Raw genomic sequence first — 23,338 nt, 5'->3', positions numbered from 1 at the left:
AAGCGATTGGACCCACTGCCCGCCAGCTTCTAACCTGACGGCCTGCACCACCACAGAAGCCTGTCATGATCGTTCGCCCCAAACCCAACCTCCTGGGTATCCTGTTTTCCCTCAAGGGTTCGATTGCCAAGCGGATTGCCTTGCGCAGCCTGATGGTCACGCTTCTTGCCTCGGTAATCGTGCTGGTGGAAACCCTGCACCCCGCCTACTTTTCCAAGGTAAATGCCACGCCCTTCACCCTGCTGGGCTTGTCGTTGTCGATCTTCATGAGCTTTCGTAACAACGCCTGCTACGACCGGTGGTGGGAAGGCCGCAAGCAGCTTGGGCAAATGATTATTGAGGTGCGTTCGCTGATTCGCGAAACCCAGGTGCTGGGCGACACTGCCGAGCGTGCCGGGTTGTTGCGTGGCCTGTGCGGTTTTGCCCATGGCTTGATCGCCCATTTGCGCCATGAAGATGAAGCGCAAGCGGTTAAACCCTGGATAGTCGTGGACACGAGCCACCCCAACTTGCCTGACCGCGTCCTGCAGACACTCGGTGCCAGGTTTTCTGTATTGGCCCAGCAGGGTGTGATCAGCGATTGGCGCTACACCCAGTTGGAAGCCCGGCTGGTCAGCCTGAGCCAGGTGCAGGCGTCGTGCGAGCGGATCAAAACCACGCCGCTGCCCTTCCCCTACACCCTGCTGCTGCACCGCACCATTTACCTGTTCTGCATTCTGTTGCCGTTCGCCATGGCCGAACCATTGGGCTGGCTGACACCGGTGTTCACCGCCATCGTCAGCTACACCTTCTTTGGTTTGGATGCCATTGGCGACGAATTGGAAGACCCGTTCGGCTTCGATGAAAACGACCTGCCGTGCGACGCCATCCTGCGTACCCTGGAGCGCGAGACCCTCGCCGCCCTTGGCGAAATCAACCTGCCCCCGACCCTGGAGCCGTTGGATTACGTATTGACCTGACGCCGGTTTGACACCCGCCCTGCACTGACCGAAGCTGACGGCTTTGTACTAGCTGGACGCCTGCATGTCTAAGTCACGCCGTTACTCCATCATCGGCCTGTGCGCCCTGTTGTTGATCGTCTTGATCATCTGGTTGTTCTCCCGCAGCGCGCCGGTCGCTGTGCCACCGGCCATTGCCCATGGTTATTCCAAGGCATTGAAACAGGCACACAACGGCGAGCCGGGCGCAGCGCGGGTCTTGTATCAACAGCTTGGGCGGCCGGACCTGTCGCCCGAGCGCCGTGCCGCCCTGCACGCTGAACTGCCCAATTACCCCAGCCCCCAAGCACTGAAGCTGGCGGATAAAGACCTGGCCAATGAATCACCCTTGGTACGTGAGGCCGCGATTCACAGCATCGTCGGCCTGGTGCCCAGCGGCCAACGCACCTTGCTGCTCGGCCCGGTGCTGGATGACCCCGAACAGGAAGTTCGCTTTGCCGCCGCCAACGCCTTGCTCGGCCTGTCGCCAGACACCTTGGGCTTGTACTTCGGCCCCCTGCAGCAAGTACTCGACGAATTCGTTAAAACCCTCAAGGCCCAGCCTGAAACCGCCGACGGCTGGATTCAACTGGCGCGCCTGTACATCCACAGCGCACTGCTGCCGGAGGCGCAAAATGCCCTGGAACAGGCGATGCGCTTGCAGCCCGATAACCTGCAAGCCGTGGTGGCGCAAATCGAACTGCTGGACAAGCAAGGCAAGACCGACGAGTCGCGCCAGCTATTGGCACGGCAATTGGTCGCGCACCCAGAGTCGGCTTACCTGCAACATGCCCTGGGCATGTGGTTGCTGCACCACGGCGAACGCCCCTACGCGTTGCTCGGCCTCTCTAAAGCGGTGGAGCTGGAGCCGGACAATCAGGATTATCGCTACGACTTGGCCACCACCCTGCATGCCCAAGAGGAAGTGGAAGCGGCCCAGCGTCAGTTGGAAGAAATCATCCAGCGCCACCCGGCCAACCGCAAAGCCCGCGTGCTGCTGGTCAACTATTGGAAAGAAACCGGGCAACTGCAAAACGTCCAAGTGCTGCTCGCACAACTGGAGCAACAGAACCCGGATGACCCGGCGCTGCAACAAGGTCTTTAGGCCCGGTGAGCACAAATTTTACAAAACGTTGAACCGCCAAAGGCCACTACGGTCAAGTAAATATGGCGCGTCCCAGTGGACGTGCCCCTCTACTTGTACGTGACCCGAGGGCACTTCTTGTCTACATCCAAAGAGCTGTTCAGTGAAAAAGCGGCTACTGGCATCGAAGGTCTTGATGACATTCTTGCCGGCGGCTTATCGCGCAGCCATCTGTTCCTGCTGGAAGGCGAACCCGGCACGGGTAAAACCACCGTAGCGCTGCATTTCTTGCAGGCCGGCGCGAAAAACGGTGAACGATCTTTGTATATCACCCTGTCCGAAACCGAGCGCGAATTGCGCCAGGGTGCCGAGTCCCATGGCTGGGACCTGGATGACAACATCCATATCTTTGAACTGACGCCGCCAGAGAGCCTGCTCAACGCCGAGCACCAGCAAAGCCTACTGTATTCCTCAGATTTGGAACTGGGTGAAGCCACCCGGCAGATTTTTGAAGTGGTGGAACGGGTCAAGCCGACCCGTGTCGTGGTCGACAGCCTCTCGGAGATCCGCCTGCTGGCGCAAAGCTCGCTGCGCTATCGCCGGCAGATCCTCGCGATCAAGCACTACTTCGTGCGCTACGACGCAACCGTGCTGCTACTGGACGACCTCACTACAGAGTCCTTGGATAAAACCGTACACAGTGTGGCCCACGGCGTGATTCGCCTGGAAGAACTGACCCCCAACTACGGCGCCGAGCGTCGTCGCGTGCGAGTGGTGAAATACCGTGGCCAGAAATACCGTGGCGGTTTTCACGACTTCACCATCATGGCCGATGGTATCCACGTGTTCCCGCGCCTGGTGGCAGCCGAGCATCGGGGTGGCTACAACCGCCAGACGTTGAGCAGCGGTATTCAAGCGTTGGACTCCCTGCTGGGTGGTGGTATCGAAACCGGTTCCAGCAGCCTGATTCTCGGCCCGGCGGGTACCGGCAAGTCGCTGATCTCGATGATCTTCGCCGCCGCCGCGGTGGAACGCGGAGAAAAAGCCGCGCTGTTCATCTTCGATGAAGAACTGGGCTTGCTGTTCGAACGCATGAAAAACATGGGTATTGATCTCGTCGCCCTGCAAGACACCGGCAACCTGTTGATCGAGCAGGTCGACGCGGCTGAACTCTCCCCTGGCGAGTTCTCCCATCGGGTACGCCGCTGCGTGGACGAGCGCGGCATCAAGACGGTGGTCATCGACAGTATCAACGGCTACCAGGCTGCGATGCCGGAAGAGAACGCATTGATCCTGCATATGCACGAACTGCTGCTCTACCTCAACCGCCGCGGTGCAGCGACGTTCATGACGGTGGCCCAGCATGGCCTGGTCGGCGATATGCAGGCGCCGGTAGACATTACCTACCTGGCCGATACCGTCATTTTGCTGCGCTACTTCGAAGCCCTGGGCAAAGTCCGCCGCGCCATTTCGGTGATCAAGAAAAGGACCGGCTCCCATGAGTCGACTATCCGTGAATACCGTATCGGTCACCGTGGCATGACCGTTGGTGAACCCCTGGATAACTTTCAAGGCGTGTTGCGTGGCATTCCGACTTACATGGGTGCCGGTTCTCCTCTGCTTAAGGATGAGGGCTAGTGCCGGCCCTTTCTCCCGTCTCCGAGCGCGCCATCGTGCTGGCGCCAATGGGCCGCGACGGCTCATTGGCGCTGATGATGCTCAACGAAGCCGGCTACAGTGGCATCGTTGCCGGTAACCTGGCCGAGCTGTGCGAAGCAATTGAGCAAGGCGCTGGCCTGTTGATCATTGCTGCCGAAGCACTACGCGGTGTCGACCTGGAGCCACTGCTCGATCACCTGCATCAACAGCCAGCCTGGTCTGACCTGCCGATCGTGCTGATGACCCATCACGGCGGCAAGGAACAGAACGGTTCATCGCACCTGAGTGGCTTGTTGGGCAACGTGACATTCCTGGAGCGGCCGTTTCATCCGGTGACGCTGATCAGCCTGGTCAGCGCAGCCCTGCGCGGACGGCGGCGCCAATACGAGGCTCGGGATCGCCTGATCGACCTGAGCGAAAGTGAATTGCGCCTGCAGCGCACCCTGGAAACCCTCGAACAGCAGGTGGAAGAGCGCACCGCGCAACTGCGTCATAACGAAGAAGCGTTGCGCCAATCGCAGAAAATGGAAGCCGTCGGCCAGTTGACCGGCGGCATCGCCCATGACTTCAACAACATGCTGACCGGGATTATCGGCAGCCTGGAGCTGCTGCGCAGGCGCGTGGCACGGGGCAAACTCGATGACCTGGACGGCCTCATCGATCTGGGCGTCACCTCGGCCAACCGTGCTGCAGGCCTGACCCATCGGCTGCTGGCGTTCTCGCGGCGCCAGTCGCTGGACTCCAAACCGGTGGAGATCAACCAACTGGTGACCTCCATGGGCGAGCTGCTGCAACGCAGCATCAATGAAAGCATCGCCCTCGACATGCGCCTCGCCAGCTCGTTGTGGACTGCTGAAGCCGACCCCAACCAATTGGAAAGCGCCCTGCTCAACCTGGTGATCAATGCGCGGGATGCCATGCCGGGTGGCGGCAAGTTGACCGTCGAGACGGGCAACCGTCATCTGGACAGCGTATTCACCGCCGCCTATGGCACGTTGAAGCCTGGCGATTACGTCGAACTGAGCGTCAGTGATACCGGCTGCGGCATTCCAGAGCACTTGATCGGCCGGGTTTTCGATCCGTTTTTTACCACCAAACCCATTGGGCAAGGCACGGGCCTGGGGCTGTCGATGATCTACGGCTTTGCGCGTCAGCCCCACGGCCATGTCACGATTCACAGCGAAGTCGGTAAAGGCACCACTGTCAGCTTGTTCCTGCCGCGTTTCGTTGGCGAGATAGCGCACCAGGAGCCTCTGAACCCCACATTGCTACCTTTCGCCAATGCGGGCGAAACCGTATTGATCGTCGAGGATGACCCGGCGGTACGGGTCTTGGTCAGCGCCGTGCTCAAAGAGCTGGGTTATGGATTTGTCGAGGCGGGGGACGCGGATACGGCAGTGCCGATCATTGAGTCCGAACAGCGCATTGACTTGATGATCAGCGACGTAGGCTTGCCCGGTATGAACGGTCGGCAACTGGCGGAAATCGGCCGGCAGATTCGCCCGGAACTCAAGGTGCTGTTTATCACCGGCTATGCCGAACACGCGGCAGTGCGCGGTGGTTTCCTGGATCCAGGCATGCAGTTGATCACCAAGCCATTTACCTTTGATTTGTTGACCGCCAAGGTCCGGGAGATGATCCAGGCGTAGAGCAAGCCGCCAGGGCTCGCAATAAGGTGTCATGATTTAAGGAGCAATCGATGGAATCGATGTGGGTTTTTTTCCACATACGTTGGCGAACAACGTATTACCCACATCGAACAGGAACATTTCTCATGACTTTTATTTCCAATTCACGCCTGCCCGAGCTGCATACGCCCCAACTGGCAAAAGCCGATTTACAACCGCGACCCGCCCACCTCGAGGTCGCGACAGAGCTTCCGGGAAAGAACGAAAGCCCTCAGCAACGGGGGGATCGAGTGTTAGCCGACTTATACAAGTTGGACTTGAAAGAATTGTCGGGTGCCAATAAAGACTATCGCCAACACACCGTGGAGAATATCCCGCGGGATTCGTCCTTCAGCCAGTCGCGTACGCTGTTGGGTAACTTCCTTAAAAACCCGGCGTTCATGGAATGGGCCAAAGAGCATGACATCGATCTTTCAAAAGAGATCACCATCAATGTCGACAGCGGCACTCTCAGCGGCACCACCTTGAGCACCCGCCCCCAAAATGCCTTCGACTTTTCGGCGCCCAAGCCCACCGCTCAATCCATCGATATTCACAGCTTTATGGGATGGCCCTTGCTCAAGAGCGTGGCCAAAACATTGGCAGGCTCCGGCAACGCCGTAAGCTTCGATCCCGCGGCCACCGCGACCGCTGCGAAGATCGCAGACATAGCCCAGTTTCATGGCCATACCCTGCCTTTTGACAGTGCTCTCTCGCCTTCCGAGCAACAGGCAGCCGTCACGGAGTACATCAACAAGTGGCAGCGTGAAGATGACCTTTTCCCTGAAACTTTCAATATTCCCTCGCAGAAATACCTGGATGACCAAGCGGCGAAACTGGGTGATCTGAACAACCGAAGGGCTGTGATTGCAGCCATACCAAAAGCGGTTGACGATGTACTCAAGGGCCTGGAACACCACTTCTCGAAAAGTACATTTGCCAAGGAAGAAGATCGCGCAGAATACAATCAAATTATTAAGGAAAGAATGCAGGTTGCGCTGGATACGCCAATCCAGATAGATCCCACTTCTTCCTACTCCCGGGACCACACGCTCAAATCAGGTGTGGCCGTGACGCTGCGCGATTACCTGGTAGGTCATGGCTTGTTGGTTCCAACTGATGCGTCGGAGTTAAGGAACATTGCGCAGTCTTTGGCAAGCCTTCCACTACCAACACCGGCGTACGGCAATCTGGGTGGCGCGCATTCGTGGCCGACACCGATGAGTGACAACGATAAGAACGAGCTCAGATTCGCCATTAATCGTTCCGTGCTGACAGAGCCAGGGGAGACCGTGTTCGACTATCTGACCCGCGACCTCCCAACCCTCAACAAAGACCCTCGTCTTGCGCTCGACGATATACTCAAATCATCTAATGCTAAACATTTAGCCGCCACCGCTGACCGCGAGGTTGGCGAGCTTTTATCGCCAGACCCTGTCAGCGATTGGGTGCTAACAGCACTCTATAACTCATTGGATCTATGGGGGGGCTCAGACCCGTCGCAGAGAACCAAAGCCGCTGGATTTGACCTCGCCGACGTGAAGCTCTTCGGGCACAGCGCATCGATGATCCGCAAAGCGCTGGCTGAACATTTGATCGAGCAAAAAAAAGCAACGCCTAAAACCGTAGACCTTGCCGTAACGTTATTGTTATCCCACAAGGCGCCGGAGCTTCTGGTCAAGGACATACCTGAAACGTTGACCAAGGGTACCCACTCCTGGGTCAGTTTTACTACCGCGGTAGCCCGTCTCGAGGCGCAGGCTCCTGGCTCGACCAGCCAAATGACATATTCGCAAGTCATGATGCGACATGAGCTGGCACCCATAACGCTGGCAGACAAACTGGTTGAACAGCAGGCTCAAAGCGACGCACTGAAAGAGTGGGGCGTTCACAACGGTGTGTTGGATTGGAACAGCACGGGTCAATATTCAGAAGAAGAAATGGACAAGGTACGTTCTGCCTACACCCTGCAAATAGAGGCATTGAGTAAGGCGTCTGATACGTTTGCAGCGTTAATACCGGATCTTCACGACAGGGCAACGGCTGAAATAAAGGCCCAAAACCCGCACTTATCGGAAGAGCAAATCAGGCAAAAAGTTCTCGTTCCAAAGACATCCGTCTTTTTGTCGTTTCCAGGCCCCTACTCACTGCTGGACATATTCATCCACAGCGGGCAACAACACAACAAGGCCGAATTAGACAGGTATCGATCCAGCGATGAAAACATTGACCTAAGCAGCATAAATTTTAAGCCCATGTCAAACAGTGACATCATTTACCAGTTTGAAAATGGGCTTGATGTTTATTTCGATCGCTTCGAGCGCGACGTCCGTACGCAAGGCAAGTACTTGGTCTCAACGCTTTCCCTTGAAGACCGAAAGATAATTGAACACGGGAAGCTTGCAGTTTTTAAAGAAGTCACTTTTACGAAGGACCCTTACACGCTCATTGAAAGCACAAAAGACGCCTCACCCAGCAGTATCTTTATAACAAGCGAGATTGTGAATGAACAGGGCCATATAGAGACCCACAGATATGAATTAAACAGCACAGACAATACCCTTCGCCCACGTCCCGATCTGAGATCCGTTGGCTCCGTCTCCTCCGACGGGAAGGGCGTAAATCGTCTTGTGCCTCTTGTTCCTGATGGCGACTACAAGGCAAACGTTCTCGAGGCCTGGACCCATGACGGCGTTAATGACGCGCCTAACAGCTTCGCCAGCGAAAAGACGCAGTACATCGTTGATGCCATGGTAAAACATTTCAACATACGGGAGCAGGCAGCGTCGCTGCGCAGTACTACCACGTTCGATGGTGAAGTACCTTTTTATAAACAAATCGAAGATTTCGTGGTAGGCCTTATTCCAGGTTACAACGCCACCAAAAACTTTATAGAGGGCAACTGGCGCGAAGGCCTCGTCGATTTGTCGTTTGATATTTTTGGCTTTCTCTTGGCCGGCGCCGGGAAGGTCGTTGGCGCTGGTGCCAAGGTAGGGTCATCTACATTCGGGAGTACCGCAAAAAAATTATTGCGTGGCACACTAGGCGCGTTCAACCCCATCGATGCTAAGGGTATTGTGCAGGCCAGTGTGCAAACAGGTATAACTTACTTCACAAACAGCGGGCCTGCGGACAATAACCAACCGCGAATCAGGATCAAGTATGACCCGGTCAAAATCTTCAGGGACGTTGAGAACGCCACAATAGGCAAAGCCACCGTGCAGGGCGTTATGACTGAAATTGCGGCGACCCAGAAAAACGGCAAATGGTATCCTCTTGATCCCGTCAGCAAGGAGCCTTTGGGTCTTCCTTCAAAGGATTTCGTGCCCTCTGCATAAAGGTCAGTGGGCTGGAAACAAGCACGCTAGATTAAATGATAAGGTTCTTTTCGGTGTTCCGAGAAGAACCTGGCAGTTATGTAATGCTTACGCGCACCGTCTGAGTCTCAACGGCATCACGCCAACAATCGCTGGATATGTTCCTGCAGCGTATCCAGGTCAAACGGCTTGGCCAGGATCGGCGCGTTACGCGTGATCGGGCTGTTGCAGTCGAGAATTTCCTGCGGGTAGCCGCTGATAAAGATCACTTTCAATTCCGGGCGCAATTTGATCGCGGGTTCTGCGATCTGCACCCCAGAGATACCACCCGGCAGGCGATAGTCGGTGACCATCAGGTCCAGGTGCGGCTTGGTCGCGAGGATTTCGAAGGCCTGCTCCCCGTCGATCGCCTTCAGGACCCGGTAGCCCAAGCCTGCCAGGTACTCACCCAGCACAAACATAATGGATTCGTCGTCCTCGACGATCAGTACGACATCTTGTGCATCTTCACTCATGGGAAGCCTTTGTCCGGTCAGTTGCTGCAGTTACGACCATGGGGTCACGCAGAGGTTGCGTCGAGGTGACGATTGATTTCACTCGGCCGCCTCAAGGGGCAGGCACACGCGAAACAAGGCGCCCTCGCCTATCTGGCTCTCGACCTCGATGGTGCCGCCGTGGGCTGCAACGATCTGCTCGGAAATAAATAAACCCAGGCCCAGACCCGCTGCCACGTGGCTGGCGGAAACCCGCTCGAACTGCTGGAAAATGCGCTTCTGGTTTTCCTCGCTGATACCGATGCCATGGTCGCGCACCTCTACCCGTGCTTCGCCGTGCTCGGTGTACACCCGTACCTCCACCGGGCTCTTGGCTCCGTAGCGCAGGGCATTAGTCAGCAGGTTGGTAATCACCTGCTCGATGCGGAATTCATCCCAATTGCCCTCCACCACGTCTTCGGCCTGCAATTGCATGGAAGACTCGGCGGCCGCCACCTGCGGCGCGAAGTTCTGCACCAGGTTGCGCACCAGTTGCGCCAGGTCAAAGCGTGCCGGTCGAATCGACAGCTTGCCGGTGCGGATACGCGACACGTCGAGCATGTCTTCGATCAGGCGGATCAGGCTCTGGATCTGGCGCTCATCGCGGTCGACCATGGCGTGCATCTTGTCCAGGGTGAACGCTGCGGCATTGTCCCGGGCCAGGTGCATCTTGCGCAGCTGGGTCTCCAGGATCAGCCCGTTAAGCGGTGTACGCACCTCATGGGCGACAATCGACATGAAGTCGTCACGCATGCGCACCGCCTGCTCCAATTCGGCCTGGGTGGCCTGCAGGCGCGTCAACAACAGTTCCTGCTCGCGGCGGCTGCGCTCCAACTCTTCCACTTGCAGCTTCATCGCCTTGCTTTGGCGATACAGGTCAACGAACACATTGACCTTGCTCTTGACCGCGTGGATATCCAGCGGCTTGTGCAGGAAGTCCACGGCGCCGCTTTCATAGCCCTTGAAGGCGTAGTTGAGTTCGCGGCCGGCGGCGCTGACGAACACAATCGGGATGTTCTTGGTCTTTTCAGTGCCGCGCATCAACTCGGCCAGCTCGAAACCGTTCATGCCGGGCATCTGCACGTCGAGGATGGCCATGGCGAATTCGTGTTCCAGCAACAGGGACAACGCCTCGTCGGCACTCAATGCCTTGAACACCTGGCGATCCTCGCGCTTGATCAGCGCTTCGAGGGCCAGCAGGTTTTCCGGCAGATCGTCGACGATCAGCAGTTTGGCCTGGACAGTACTTAACATGGGAAAGGTTCCAGGGAAGCCAGCAATGAGCCAATACGGCTCAAGGAAAGAATATGGTCAGGTGTGTATAGCGCCAGGGCAGCCAGGGGCATTACGGCAATCCGCGCCTCCTGGGGGTCCTGCACAACGGTGGTGCCGCCTGATTGCTTGACGTGGGCCAGCCCGCGCGCGCCGTCCTGGTTGGCGCCGGTCAACAGAATCGCCAGCAGGCGTTGCCCATAGACGTCGGCGGCCGAGGCGAACAGGTAGTCGATGGCCGGCCGGGAGTGATGCACCCGATCTTCCTGGCTCAGGGACAGGCTGCGGTCGTGCTCCACCGACAGGTGATAACCGGGCCCGGCAAAGTACAAGGTGCCCGCCTCCACCGCCTCTTTGTCCCGGGCTTCCTTGACCGGAATGTTCAGGCGTCGCGCAAAGACTTCCGCCAGCTGGCTGCGACGCTCATCCGGCAGGTGCAGCACGGCAATGATCGGCAGGCTGAAGGTGTCCGGCAACAGGCCGAAAATACTCAGCAACGCCTCCACACCGCCGGCGGAGGCGCCGACGACGATGGCTTCAATCCCGCGAACCGGGGGGTGTGGCGCATCACTCATGATTTTCGGTAGATCCGTTCCTGTTTGACCAAGGGTTCGAATTGCTTGCTATAGGCGGAGAAATCCAGGGTTTCCTTGCTGCCCAGTACCAGGAAGCCGCGATGGCAAAGCGACTCATGGAACAATCCGAACGCACGATCTTGCAATTTTTTATTGAAATAAATCAACACGTTACGACATGAAATTAATTGAGTTTCTGAAAATACACTATCGGTCGCCAGGCTGTGATCGGCAAAGGTCACGTTCTCGCGCAGGGTCTTGTCGAAGATCGCGTAATCGTAAGCCGCAGTGTAGTAATCGGCAAATGAACGTTGCCCGCCGGCCTGCTGATAATTGGCGGTGTAGGCGCGCACATTCTCCAGGGAAAAAATGCCCTGCTTGGCTTTATCCAGCGACGCCGGGTTGATGTCCGTGGCATAGATGATAGTGCGCTCCAGCAGCCCTTCTTCGCGCAGCAGGATGGCCATGGAGTACACCTCCTCGCCCGTGCTGCAGCCGGCGATCCAGATCTTGATCGACGGGTAGGTCTTGAGCAGCGGCACGACTTCCTGGCGGATTGCCAGGAAGTGCGACGGATCGCGGAACATCTCGCTCACCGGGATCGTCAAGAATTGCAGCAACTGCATGAACGCTGCCGGATCGTGCAGTACACGCTCCTGCAGTGCAGAAATGGTCGCGCAGTCGAACTGGCGCAAGGCGTGAGCCACTCGCCGTTTGACCGACGCGCCAGAGTAGTCGCGAAAGTCATAGCTGTACTTGAGGTAAATCGCCTCGATCAACAGGCGCAGCTCAATGTCGCTGCTTTTGTCCAAAAAACACTGCTCCACTTAAATGCGTTCCATCTTGGGTAGCCATACACGAATCAGTGAGAACAGACGATCCAGATCAATCGGCTTGGCCAGGTAATCGTTGGAACCTGCCGCCAGGCAACGCTCCTGATCGTCCTTCATGGCCTTGGCCGTCACTGCAATGATGGGCAGTTTCTTCCAGCGTGGGTCCTGGCGGATCAACGCGGTGGCTTCGTAACCGTCCATCTCCGGCATCATCACGTCCATCAGCACCAGGTCGATATCGTCGACTTCATTGAGTTTGTCGATGGCTTCGCGGCCGTTACGCCCGATCACCACCACGGCGCCTTTGTGCTCCAGGGCGCTGGTCAGGGCGAAAATATTACGTACATCGTCGTCCACCAGCAGGATCTTGCGTCCCTCAAAGACTTTGTCGCGGCTGCGGGCAGTCTTGAGCATCTTCTGGCGGTCATGGGACAGCTGGGATTCGACTTTGTGCAGAAACAGTGTGACCTCGTCCAGCAGGCGCTCGGGTGAGCGGGCGCCCTTGATGATGATCGAGCGCGAATACTTGCGCAGTTCGGCCTCTTCATCGCGGGTCAGGTTGCGCCCGGTGTAGACGATTACCGGCGGGAACGAGCAGATATCTTCGGTAGCCATGCGCTTGAGCAGCTCGTTGCCGAGCATGTCCGGCAGCTTGAGGTCGATGATCATGCAGTCATAGATGTGAGTACGCAGCAGGTCCAGGGCCTCCTGGGCGAAACCTACGGCGGTGATCTCGATGTCATCGTCGCCGATCAGGCGGGCAATGCTGTCGCGTTGCAGGTCATCGTCTTCCACCAGCAACACGCGCTTGACCTTCTGGGTCAGCTTGGCTTCCAGGCGGGCGAACACGTCCTTGAGCTCTTCGCGAGTGGTCGGCTTGACCGCATAGCCGATAGCCCCCATGTGCATGGCGGCTTCGACGCGGTCTTCCACGGAAATCACGTGCACGGGGATATGGCGGGTGTTGGCGTGTTCCTTGAGACGCTGCAGCACGGTCAGCCCGGAATGGTCCGGCAGGCGCATGTCCAGCAGGATCGCGTCGGGGATGTATTCCTCGGCAAGGCTGTAGCCTTCGTCGGCACCGTGGGCGACCAGGCAGTGGTAGCCCAGCTCATGGGCCAGGTCGAACAGGATGCGCGCAAAATTCGGCTCGTCTTCCACCACCAGGATGCAACGGGTGGTGAACGGGGCTTTTTCGCGGTCATCGGCAAAACGTGGAATCTGCTGGGTGTCGGCGACTGGTAGCGGGGAAATTCTTACGGGCGCGGGGGCCGGTACAACGATGGCTTGGCGCGGCTGCTCGACAGGTGTGGCGTCTTCCTCACGCTCCACATACTGCTCCGGCAACACCAGGGTGAAAATGCTGCCCTTGCCGGGCTCGCTGGTCACGCTGATGTAACCGCCCAGCAAGGCAGCCAGGTCGCGAGAAATCGACAGCCCCAGGCCAGTGCCGCCGTAACGGCGATTGGTGGTGCCATCGGCCTGGCGGAAGGCTTCGAAGATGCTTTCCTGCTGGTCCGCAGCGATACCGATGCCGGAGTCGCGCACGGTGAAGGCAATGCCCTCCCCTGGCGCACGGGACACCGTCAGGCTGACCTCGCCCTGCTCGGTGAACTTGATCGCGTTGGACAACAGGTTCTTGAGAATCTGCTCCAGGCGCTGGCGGTCGGTAAACAGCAAGGTCGGTGCGCCCTCCTGCACGTCCACCTGAAAGCCCAGCTTGCGATCCGCCGCCAGCGGTTCGAACATGCCGCGCAGTCCCTCCACCAGGCGCACCACGCTGGAATTCTCGGGGCGCACTTCCAACTTGCCGGCTTCGACCTTGGAAATGTCCAGGATGTCGTTGATCAGGTTGAGCAAGTCATTGCCGGCCGAATAGATCGACTCGGCAAACTTGACCTGCTCGGCGCTGAGGTTTTCCTGGGGGTTTTCTGCCAGCAACTTGGCCAGGATCAACGAGCTGTTCAGCGGCGTGCGCAGCTCATGGGACATGTTGGCGAGGAATTCGGACTTGTATTTGCTGGACCGTTGCAACTCATCGGCGCGATCTTCCAACTGGAGTTGGGCCTGGTTCAGCTCGACGTTCTTGCGGTCCATGGCGTCGCGCTGCTCGGCCAGGGTCTGGGTCTGTGCGGCCAATTGTTCGTTGGTTTGCTCGAGTTCGGCCTGCTGGGTTTCCAGGTGGGCCTGGGATTCCTTCAGAATGCGCGACTGCTCTTCCAGCTCTTCGTTGGCGGTCTTGAGTTCTTCCTGCTGCACTTGCAGCTCTTCGTTGAGCTGCTGGGTCTCGGCCAGCACTTCCTGCAAACGCTGGCGATAACGGGCAGCTTCGATGGAAGTGCCGACATTGCCGGCGACCAGTTCCACCAACTCCACGTCGCGCTCTTCCAACGGGCGCAGGAAACCCAGTTCGATCACGCCGTTGACACGGTCGTCGTCGCTGGTCGGCATCACCAGCACGCTGCGGGTAGCCCCTTCGCCCAGGCCGGAGCTGACCTTGAAGTAATCCACTGGCACGTCGTCCAGCCGAATCAGGCGATCCAGTTGGGCGGCCTGCCCAACGATACCTTCGTCACTGTAGATCGACTGTTCCCGTTGCTCCTGCTCACGGGAGAAGCCATAGGTGGCCACGCGCTTGAGGCCGCCGTGTTCTTCGCGTACGTACAGTGCCGCGACAGCCGAGCCCATGTACTGGGCGAAGAACTGCAGAATATTGCGCCCCAGCAAGTTCAGGGTCAGTTGGCCGAGAACTTGTTCGGCCAATTCGGTCTGGCCATTACGCAGCCAGGCTTGCTGTTCCAGGCGTCGCGCTATCTTCTGTTGCGACGCGAGGTTTGCGCTGTAACTATTTGATAGTGAAAGTAAATTCTTCCTGCCTACGTACGCAAGAAAACCACTCAGCCCCAGTACGAACGCCAAGTACAGGGTGACGCTGATCACCGTCGTGCGGGTGACCTCCTCGTTACGGGTGATGCGGAACTGCTGTTCCATCGCCACCGCGTCATCGTATTCCTTGCGGATCTCGTCGGTCAGGCGCTTGCCACGCCCAGCCTTGACGGCGCTGCGGTAGTCGCCGCTTTCGCGCTGCATCTCAATCATCGACTGGGCGTAATTGTTCCACTCGACCTGCAGGGCTTCCAGGCGTTTGAGGCGGTCGACCTGCTGGGGGTTGTCCGCCACCAGGTCCTGCAAATTGCGCAGGTCGGCAATGATCCGCGGCTTGGCCACTTCATAGGGGTCGAGGAAATGCTCGTCGCCGGTGATCAGAAACCCGCGCATGCCGGTTTCCAGGTCCACCGTCAGCTTGGACGATTCATTCAGGTTATTGATGACCCGATCGGTGTGCTCCACCCACTGGATCACCGACAGTAAATAGGTAATCAGGCAAACGAAAAACACCGCGCTGAGCACGCCCACGCCCAAAGGCAGGGCCACGTTGCGGCTCAGCAGGGTACGAAAGCTCTTTTCATCGACGGACGACGCGGGAGTCATGGGCATGCCTTGGCCAAGTACGGAAAAACCGGGAGTTTGCCCCAAAGTGGCGCTCGAACGCTATTTTTATGCGGTCAACCACGACGAAGAAACACCTCGCTCGAACAAAAAAGGTCGCAGTGGCATCAGGCTTTTTACATCCGCTCATTGACTTTTTTTCACACACTGCGCAGTAGGATCTTTCGGAACTTGAGGGCTCTGGGCTCCCACCCAAAAGGGCGTCTCGGGACAGGGAGGCTCCATCAGGAGGACGCATTTCCTATCCTCAAAGGTAAAACCTCTTATGTTGAATATCACGCAAAGCGCCTCTCCTCACGCCTTCGCTGTCGCGCTATTCCCTGAACCGGCAGCACCGCAACCGTTACTGCGGGCTGAAGAAAGCCCAGCCGATAGCCCGCCACCCACAACACCAACGCCGCCGCGAAAAGCCGACCTGGCTGCACAATTAGCTGACAAAGAAAACTTGAAATCACTCGGGCAAACGCTCAACCAGCTTGCAACAAAGCTTGGCAACGACGCCTCGCCCCAGGCGGTACTGGCGGCGCTGGCCAGTACACCGATGGATATTCATTCGGCGTCTTCATACGCAGAGCAAGCGGGTGCCAGTGTGACGCTGGAAACCTTCATCGAAACCTTCCTGGAACTGCCGTTGCCCAGTAGCCATTTCCACCTCTCTGGCCTCGCCCGCGCGGTGATCAACAAGAGTATGGAGCACCCGTTGGGTGACTTGGGGGGCGCACTTTCCTGGCCCGTGCCCTTGAATGCGGACGAACAACAGCGCTTGCGTGCTATTACCCTGAATCACGAGCACGCCTTGGGAGATAAGCCGCTGGTGATGCAAACCAAAGGCGGTGTGCTGGAGTTCCTGCGTTATCAGCAACCCCTTGGGGCGCAACCTCAGGATGCCCCTGCCAAAACCTTGGAAGCGCTGATCAGTACCCCGCAGGCACAACTGATGGGTCAAGACCTGCAACAGAGAATGCAGGGCATCGCCAATGACAGCAGCGTAACGGACTACCTGCTGGCTGGGATTGCATTGCAGTTGGACCCGGAATCGATCACCGCCCCTCATCGCAACCAGATCGCCGGTTTCGATCTGGCCAGCGACAAGCACTGGGGTAAACCCCTGTCCGCGGTCGTGGATGGCCTGGCCCAATGGTTGAGCGACAAGGGCAAAACCAGCCCGGAAATGGCCAAAGTGGGCGCCTACCTGTTATTGGCAAGCCGCGCGCCAGCGTTTCTGATCAAGGACATTCCCGCCAGTGTGACCTATGGCAGCCCTGCCTGGGTCAATCTGGCGGTGGCCGCGGCGACCATAGAGGCCCGCACACCCGGGAAATTACCCAATATGACGTTTGCCCAGGTCATGCTGGAGGCCGAGAGCGCAAGCCTGGCCGACCCCCTAGTGACCGAAACCGCGCAGCGTGAGGCGTTGATCGATTGGGGGGTGGTTCATGGCGTGCTGGGCAAAAAAGACGATCACTTGTATACCGCCGACGACCTGAACACCTTGGTGACCACCTTTAATGCGCGCAAAGCAGAAATGGCGGTCGCCGCAGAGGCACTTGAAAAGGACATCCCATCGCGCAAAGAGATGGCGCGAGCCGTCTGCAAAGAACGCTTTCCCGGACTGGAAGCGCTGTTTGAAGAGAAGCTGATTCACGTCAGTCGTGCAGAACGCAACGTTCACGGGCATATAACCGGGTATCGAACCGTGGAGGTAGGCCCGCATTCGCTGCTGGACATCGCCATGATGGACCTGCCCGGGCCAGACCTGGTGTTTACCTCGAAAGATAAGCGTATCCCCGTGGAGCAGTTGATCGCCAATCCGCGCTTTGGCGTGCCCGAGGCGTTCGAATCAGAATTCAAAAGCGTAATCGAGGAAAAGAAACAGGGGACCGAAACCTATATAAAGCACATGATCTCCCAACTGACCGGGGAGCATCTGAAGAACTTTGAATTTGGCAAAATTACTTTTTATCAAGAACACTCCAAGACACTTGGTTTGGAGCTCTACGGCACGACAGCTAATCCCATAGGCGAAGAATTGCTGGTCAAGATTGAACGTGACGGCGTAGAGACAGAGTACAGAATCAACTTCAACGAAGGGCGTATCGACGAAGTCCCGACGGGAACGGCAAAACTTCGTTCGTACCGGGTCGCCAACCGTGTATACGAAATAAAGGAGTTCAAGCCTGCCGGGGCCGAGGCCCTGAAAGAACAGGCGCAGACACCACCTGATGGGTCGCCAACGGATGCCTTCGCATCACCCCGCGTTGGGCTCATCGCGAAAGCGTTCGTCGAACACATCAATCTTGATAACAATGCCATCAAGCAGCAAGCACGCGGCCAGACCACTGCCGACAACAATCAAGACAGGGCCGAGGTCGTTCAAGAGTTCCTGTTCGATCTGGTGCCTTTTCGCTCTGCGATCCAGAATTTTCGTGCGGGCAATATCGGCGAAGGCATCTTCGATCTCGGCCTGGACCTGTTTGGCTTCGTGACCGCGGGGGCAGCAACGGCCGGAAAGATCGCCAAAATTGCCGGTACCGCAGCATCCCGTGTGGCCAAGGGGTTGAAGGCGGCCAGAGCCATCGGCATGGCGACATTCAGTACGCTCAATCCGTTGGGAGGGCTGGGTGACCTGGCGGTGGGCGGTGCGCGGCAGGCGGGCAAAGGTATTCAATTTCTTGCCAACAACGGCGCCAAAGCCATTAATACCGTACGGGGCGCTACGGGTAGCTATGATGTGCTCAAGGCGGTCAGCAAAGAACATGGAACCGCGTTACTCGGCACCTATAAATCCGGAAATAGCAGCTTCGACACGGTCGCTGTACTCAAGAACGATCAGTGGTACCACTACAATCCGGCCAACAACAAAGTATATGGTTCGCCGATCAAGCATTTCACTCCCATTGGTGCGCCGTTATTAGTACGGCCGGGACAAGGTACTCATGACGCAGCTTTTCGCGCAATCCTTGATCGCGCCCAAGCGAGTGTGGCTGATTACCAGCGGGGCCTCACTCAGGGGGCTGTGCATAGCATTCCGGGGTATAGCCCCCATCTTGATGCCGAGAATTTAAAACAAATTGCGCTGCAAAGGCACCTGACGCCTGAACAAATGGGCACTTTGACGAGGGAGATCAAGGATCGAAAAATTTTCGAGGCCCAGTACATTTCCAAGGTTCTTTACAATGATGTACATGCCCCAGGTGTGCGCGTCACCCCCGTATCCCAGGTCGATTACCTGGCTCACGTGGACTTGACGTCAAGGGGCGAGTGCGCAGCCTTGTCCAATCTCATGGCCCTGGCCATCATGACCGGCAAAGAAGACTTATTGATGCAAAACCTCTACAGGGCCGCGAGAAACCCGACAGATTCAATCGCAGCCGAATTTATTGATGAGTTGGAAAACTTTCAGCGGGTCGTTGGTCAACGATCCAGTTTCCACATGGGCAAGCCTTTCAAGCAGGAAAGTTATCAAAATATCATTGACGACCTGACCAATTCGACAACGTCGAAAACCCTGAGGATTGCGACAAAAGACCACGGAATGATTGCTGGAATAAAAGTTGAAGCGGGCAAGACAGAATGGTTCTTCTACGAACCTAATTCCGGGATGGTCAAGTTCACAACCCTGAAATCGATGCAAGAGGGCATGGAAAAAGCACTGAACAGTGGCGGAATTGCCCAGACCTTAAACTCGTATAGCGTCAATCGCGTCCGTCATTACGAAGTCAGCGAGTTCGGCGCTGGTGATATGAGCACGGTGAATAGCGTTTATAAAGGGCTGTTAGACGCAACGTTGTAACGCACGCCCGGCGCGCCAATGGGCCTGCGAACCATTGGCGCGCCTTTTTCAGCGAAAGGCAATGCAGCTTTGCTTCAGCAAGAGACTTTACGCGCAGCAGTACGCACAATAGCACTCCGAGGGAACTTGCCTGGGCGCGCGCGACTCACTGGTAAAGTGTCTTTCGATCACCCTACCCTCACCATTTTTCAGGAACGTTCCCTATGTCGCACTCGCCCTCCACCATCCTTGTAGTCGAAGACGACGCCATCGTGCGCATGTTGATCGTCGATGTGCTCGAAGAGTTGGAGTTCAAGGTGCTTGAGGCGGCTGACGCCGAAGAAGCACTCGTGGTGGTGCAAGACACTGGTCAGGTAATTGACTTGATGATGACCGACGTCGGCCTCCCAGACATGGACGGCAAGGCGTTGGCGACCAAAGTGCGCGAACTGCGCCCCACCCTGCCCATCCTGTTTGCCAGTGGCTATGCTGAAAATATCGATGTGCCGGCCGGCATGCAGGTAATCGCCAAGCCATTCTCCATCGACCAACTGCGTGACAAAGTCAAAGCCATGCTGCCAGCCTGATCCTGTCAACGCGGTGCGCTTGAGGGCTACGGCTTGCCTCAGTTCACGTTGTTGCAGGGATTAACGTGACGTTCGGCAAATAAAACTGGAAACTCAGCGCCTTCACGCCACGCTCTTAGATAGACATCAGGAAGGACGCAACAACATGATTGGAAAACCGACGCGCCTGCTGTTGGCGAGCCTCTCGATATTCATGAGTACCGGCGCCTGGGCCGACTTCACCGCCAGCCCCAGTGAAGCCCGGGCCATCGCCAAGGAAGCCTACCTGTATGGCTTCCCTGTGGTGCAGATGTACAAGACGCTCTACACCCAGGCCGTTGATAAAGGCGGTGCCAACTTCAAGGCGCCGTTCAACCATATAGGCAACACCGCCCAGGTGTTCACCCCCAAGGACACGGCGGTCGCGAGCCCGAGCGCCGACACCCCCTATTCGTTCGTGTGGATGGACCTGCGCAAAGAGCCTCTGGTATTGACCCTGCCCAAGGTCGACGACAACCGCTACTACTCGGTGCAGTTGATTGACCTCTATACCCAGAACTTCGCCTACCTGGGCACCCGGAGCACCGGCAACAACGGTGGCCACTACATGGTCGCCGGGCCTGACTGGAAAGGTCAGCAACCGGTGGACATCGACCGCGTGGTCTACAGCGAAAGCAATATCGCCTACGCGCTGTACCGCACACAGCTGTTCGATGACAAGGACCTGGGCAAGGTCAAGCAGATCCAGGCCGGCTACAAAGTGCAGCCCCTGAGCAGTTACGTGAAGCAGCCTGCGCCGGCCAAGTTGCCGAAGATCGAATGGCCCAAGCCGATGGCGACGATGACCGAAGGCCCACAACTGTTTCGCTACCTGAACTTCATGCTGGCCTTCGCCGCCCCCCAGGACAGTGAGAAGGAACAGCTGGCGCGCTTTGCCAAGATCGGTATCGCCCCGGGCGCGCCGTTCAAGGTCAACCAGTTGACCGCCGAGCAGCGCAAGGCCCTGGAAGAAGGTATCGCCGATGGCCGGGCTGAATTCGCCGCGTTCAAGAAGGACAAGGTCGACACCCACCAGGTGCCCCGCAATGACTTGTATGGCAGTCGCGACCGCCTGAAAAACAACTACCTGTACCGCTACGCCGGCGCCGAAATGGGCATTTTCGGAAACTCCAGCGATGAAGCCGCGTACCTGACCTACCTCATCGACAGCGAAGGCAAGCCGGCTAACGGTGCACGTCATAGCTACACCGTGCATTTCGCCAAGGACCAGTTGCCACCGGCCGAAGCGTTCTGGTCGCTGACCCTGTATGACGCCAAGACCAAACTGCTGGTACCCAACCACAAGAAGCGCTACCTGATCAACTCGCAGATGCTGACGAGCCTGAAACGCGACGCCGATGGCGGCTTGACCCTGGCGTTGCAGCACCACGAGCCCCCTAAAGCTGCGCAGAGCAACTGGCTGCCGGCCCCGCCCGGCCCGTTTTACGCGGTACTGCGGATCTACCTGCCCAAGCCTGAGGTGGGTAACGGTCAATGGAATCTGCCGCCGTTGACGCCGTTAAAATAACCCGTGCCTGGCTTGAAGGCGCGGCGGCTGACAACCCGCCGCGCCGGCGGCGACTCAGTGTTTTTTCAGCTTCGCGAAAGACTGATGCAAGTCTGAAGCCCAGCCATCAATGACGCTTTTCACATCGTCGGCCTTCATCACCTGGGTGTCGTTCTTCAACGGCTTACCGGTGCCCCTGCGCACCACCTGGGCAATGACTTTGTTATTGGCACCATCGAGGAACTGCGCCTCGGTGCCCAAGGTGGTTTCCTGGTCGCGGATACCGGCGCCGGTACTCACGGCTGCCGCGACCAATGCGACGGGAACGTATTCGTATGGCTTGAGGCTTTCGGTCTTGCTGCTCACGGCAGTAATCGCGGCACGCACCACAATCACACCGGGGCCGGGAGCGTTGGCCAAGGGCATCGACTTGGTCAGTTCACGCTTGAGCGCCTGGTTGTAGTAGTCGTTGATGCCACGCAGGGTACTGTCCGGGATTTTGCTGGTGGCTTGGGGCTTGGGGTAGAACTGCGTAGGTTCGATGTACACCGCGTTGTAACGGCGCAGGTCCAGTTGCGGATCGACCCAGCGCATGACCTCGACCCCTGAAGGCGACTTGGCTTCCTTGAGCTGGCTATAGTCGGAAAGGAAACCTGAATATTCATCCGGTGGCGTGACTTGGCTTGCGCAACCGGCAATGCCGATCGAAGCGATGCACACCGTGCTGATCATTAGCCTTAGTTTCATTGTTGAACTCCCTGGCGACCTTCATCGTAAGCGTGAGCTTTAGGTATAGCCAACTCTGGGGATTTCACCTCATTGGTCGGGGCCGGCGTGCCTTGGGGCGTCAGAGACGGTCGCGGGGTATCAGGCTCTGCAACTGGGAGGCCAGGAAGTTGGCGTCGAAACTATAGGTGTCGGGGTCTTTAAGGCCATTGGTTTTCTTCCACAGCCAGTCATTCTTGTCTGCCGGCAGCACCAGCGACACACTGCCATGGCGGGCAGCGGTGAGCCCCATCACCGACACTGAAATCGAACCACCGGCGCCCATGACGTCCGGCACGAACTCCACGCTTTTACCGGTGATATGAACGGTCAGCTTTTCGCTCTTGAAAGGCGAACTTTCTGCCGGCACGCTCGGGCCGCTGGCGATGTAGACCTCACGCTGGACGGTCAGCAGGCCCACGGTATTGACGGGTTCCAGCCACTGCTCTATCTGCTGGAACAATTCGCTGAGTTTTTGCGCCCAACGGGCCGATTGCAGGTCAAACTGCTGTTTTTTGTGCGCTTCGCTATCGGCGTAATGACGAAGCATCTCGCCCAGTTGCTGTACATCGTCCATTGTGGAGTTCCTTGGGTGAGCCAGGTTGCGAAGCGTGATCATGGCAGATGCGGCCGCCTGGTGTATGACTAAACGTCCCCTAGGCCCGTAATGCAGGTGTATCGAACGAAGGGTGCTCCGAGAGAAGGTGCTGCCACTCCATCCGAAACCAGGGCGTGAAGTGCGCTTGCAATTCTGAAAGCTGGGCTGATACCTCGGCCCGAGTCTGCCACTGGATCTCGCTGACTTCTTCAGCCGCCAGTGATACCTCAGCATCAGACTGGGCAACCAACACATGACAGAGTTCGTGCTCTGCCCCGATCGAGCCATAGCTGGCATGGTACTCAAAGCTATACAGAAAGCGGCAGGAGGCCTGCACGCCCAGTTCTTCGCGCAAGCGACGAGACGCGGCATCCAGGATAGTTTCGCCAGGTGCCGGATGACTGCAGCACGCATTCGACCAGAAACCTGGCCAAAGCATTTTACCTGCGGCACGTCGCTGGAGCAGATGACGCCCGTGGCTGTCGATCAAGTGCACCGAAAATGCACGATGGAGCTGCCCCGCGCCGAGGTGTGCATCGCGTTTATCACAGACACCGATCTGTACATCGTGTACGTCAACTAACACTACATCATTGCTCATTTGGTATTCCCATCGGTGAATGACGCGCGCCCTCCCCGCTCAGAGTGTTTGTCGGGCTGCCAA

The 23,338-nt window shown here is 57.5% G+C and carries 16 protein-coding genes; 8 read left to right on the top strand and 8 right to left on the bottom strand.

Annotation, left to right across the window (positions count from 1 at the left end; genetic code table 11):
• Window positions 1-65: 65 nt before the first annotated feature.
• The 5 genes from JFT66_RS04580 (at window position 66) to JFT66_RS04560 (ending at window position 8,725) form a co-directional block, all read left to right on the top strand.
• On the top strand, window positions 66-959 hold the full coding sequence (locus JFT66_RS04580; RefSeq protein ID WP_034119606.1) for a bestrophin family protein: 894 nt from the start codon (window positions 66-68) through the stop codon (window positions 957-959).
• A 64-nt stretch (window positions 960-1,023) separates the two neighbouring features.
• The gene (locus JFT66_RS04575) at window positions 1,024-2,082 is read left to right on the top strand and encodes a HEAT repeat domain-containing protein (RefSeq protein ID WP_198858852.1); all 1,059 of its coding nucleotides are present in this window, start codon (window positions 1,024-1,026) and stop codon (window positions 2,080-2,082) included.
• A gap of 117 nt (window positions 2,083-2,199) precedes the next feature.
• Window positions 2,200-3,699 carry an ATPase domain-containing protein gene (locus tag JFT66_RS04570; protein ID WP_034119733.1) on the top strand — a complete coding sequence of 500 codons (1,500 nt, stop codon included), beginning with the start codon at window positions 2,200-2,202 and terminating at the stop codon, window positions 3,697-3,699.
• Complete coding sequence (locus tag JFT66_RS04565; protein WP_198858851.1) at window positions 3,699-5,369, top strand: ATP-binding protein; 1,671 nt, start codon at window positions 3,699-3,701, stop codon at window positions 5,367-5,369. The genes JFT66_RS04570 and JFT66_RS04565 overlap by 1 nt, the downstream gene beginning before the upstream one ends.
• 50 nt (window positions 5,370-5,419) lie before the next feature.
• Entirely contained in the window at window positions 5,420-8,725 is a 3,306-nt protein-coding gene (locus tag JFT66_RS04560) for a hypothetical protein (RefSeq protein ID WP_198858850.1), read from the top strand.
• A 116-nt stretch (window positions 8,726-8,841) separates the two neighbouring features.
• Here the strand turns inward: JFT66_RS04560 and JFT66_RS04555 are convergent, their stop codons facing one another.
• The 5 genes from JFT66_RS04555 to JFT66_RS04535 all read right to left on the bottom strand — a co-directional run bounded on the left by JFT66_RS04555 (window position 8,842) and on the right by JFT66_RS04535 (window position 15,409).
• Window positions 8,842-9,219 (bottom strand): response regulator, encoded by a 378-nt coding sequence (locus tag JFT66_RS04555; RefSeq protein WP_003217591.1) that lies wholly within the window; start codon window positions 9,217-9,219, stop codon window positions 8,842-8,844.
• Window positions 9,220-9,297: 78 nt separating this feature from the next.
• Window positions 9,298-10,491 (bottom strand): hybrid sensor histidine kinase/response regulator, encoded by a 1,194-nt coding sequence (locus tag JFT66_RS04550; protein ID WP_153871960.1) that lies wholly within the window; start codon window positions 10,489-10,491, stop codon window positions 9,298-9,300.
• Window positions 10,485-11,084 carry a chemotaxis protein CheB gene (locus JFT66_RS04545; protein ID WP_198858849.1) on the bottom strand — a complete coding sequence of 200 codons (600 nt, stop codon included), beginning with the start codon at window positions 11,082-11,084 and terminating at the stop codon, window positions 10,485-10,487. The genes JFT66_RS04550 and JFT66_RS04545 overlap by 7 nt, the downstream gene beginning before the upstream one ends.
• Window positions 11,081-11,911 (bottom strand): CheR family methyltransferase, encoded by an 831-nt coding sequence (locus JFT66_RS04540; RefSeq protein WP_019817062.1) that lies wholly within the window; start codon window positions 11,909-11,911, stop codon window positions 11,081-11,083. The genes JFT66_RS04545 and JFT66_RS04540 overlap by 4 nt, the downstream gene beginning before the upstream one ends.
• A complete protein-coding gene (locus tag JFT66_RS04535; RefSeq protein WP_198858848.1) occupies window positions 11,912-15,409 on the bottom strand; it encodes a response regulator in 3,498 nt (1,165 codons plus the stop codon).
• A 283-nt stretch (window positions 15,410-15,692) separates the two neighbouring features.
• Between JFT66_RS04535 and JFT66_RS04530 the strand changes: the two genes are divergently transcribed.
• The 3 genes from JFT66_RS04530 to JFT66_RS04520 all read left to right on the top strand — a co-directional run bounded on the left by JFT66_RS04530 (window position 15,693) and on the right by JFT66_RS04520 (window position 21,332).
• Window positions 15,693-19,220: a hypothetical protein gene (locus tag JFT66_RS04530; protein WP_198858847.1), complete on the top strand. Its 3,528-nt coding sequence runs from the start codon at window positions 15,693-15,695 to the stop codon at window positions 19,218-19,220.
• Between the two features lie 203 nt (window positions 19,221-19,423).
• Entirely contained in the window at window positions 19,424-19,786 is a 363-nt protein-coding gene (locus JFT66_RS04525; protein ID WP_034119613.1) for a response regulator, read from the top strand.
• A gap of 145 nt (window positions 19,787-19,931) precedes the next feature.
• Window positions 19,932-21,332: a DUF1254 domain-containing protein gene (locus tag JFT66_RS04520; protein WP_198858846.1), complete on the top strand. Its 1,401-nt coding sequence runs from the start codon at window positions 19,932-19,934 to the stop codon at window positions 21,330-21,332.
• A 54-nt stretch (window positions 21,333-21,386) separates the two neighbouring features.
• On the opposite strand, the gene JFT66_RS04515 is transcribed toward JFT66_RS04520, so the two are convergent.
• The 3 genes from JFT66_RS04515 to idi form a co-directional block, all read right to left on the bottom strand.
• Window positions 21,387-22,058: a DUF3313 domain-containing protein gene (locus JFT66_RS04515; RefSeq protein ID WP_034119615.1), complete on the bottom strand. Its 672-nt coding sequence runs from the start codon at window positions 22,056-22,058 to the stop codon at window positions 21,387-21,389.
• A 100-nt stretch (window positions 22,059-22,158) separates the two neighbouring features.
• Complete coding sequence (locus JFT66_RS04510; protein WP_034119616.1) at window positions 22,159-22,653, bottom strand: hypothetical protein; 495 nt, start codon at window positions 22,651-22,653, stop codon at window positions 22,159-22,161.
• Window positions 22,654-22,732: 79 nt separating this feature from the next.
• On the bottom strand, window positions 22,733-23,275 hold the full coding sequence (idi, locus tag JFT66_RS04505; protein WP_198858845.1) for an isopentenyl-diphosphate Delta-isomerase: 543 nt from the start codon (window positions 23,273-23,275) through the stop codon (window positions 22,733-22,735).
• Window positions 23,276-23,338 lie beyond the last annotated feature (63 nt).

Origin of the sequence: Pseudomonas sp. MF6755 (genome assembly GCF_016405635.1) — a bacterium.
Taxonomy (GTDB): domain Bacteria; phylum Pseudomonadota; class Gammaproteobacteria; order Pseudomonadales; family Pseudomonadaceae; genus Aquipseudomonas; species Aquipseudomonas haemolytica.
Note: the sequence above shows the minus strand (reverse complement) of the source record. Positions and strands in the feature narration are given on the sequence as shown.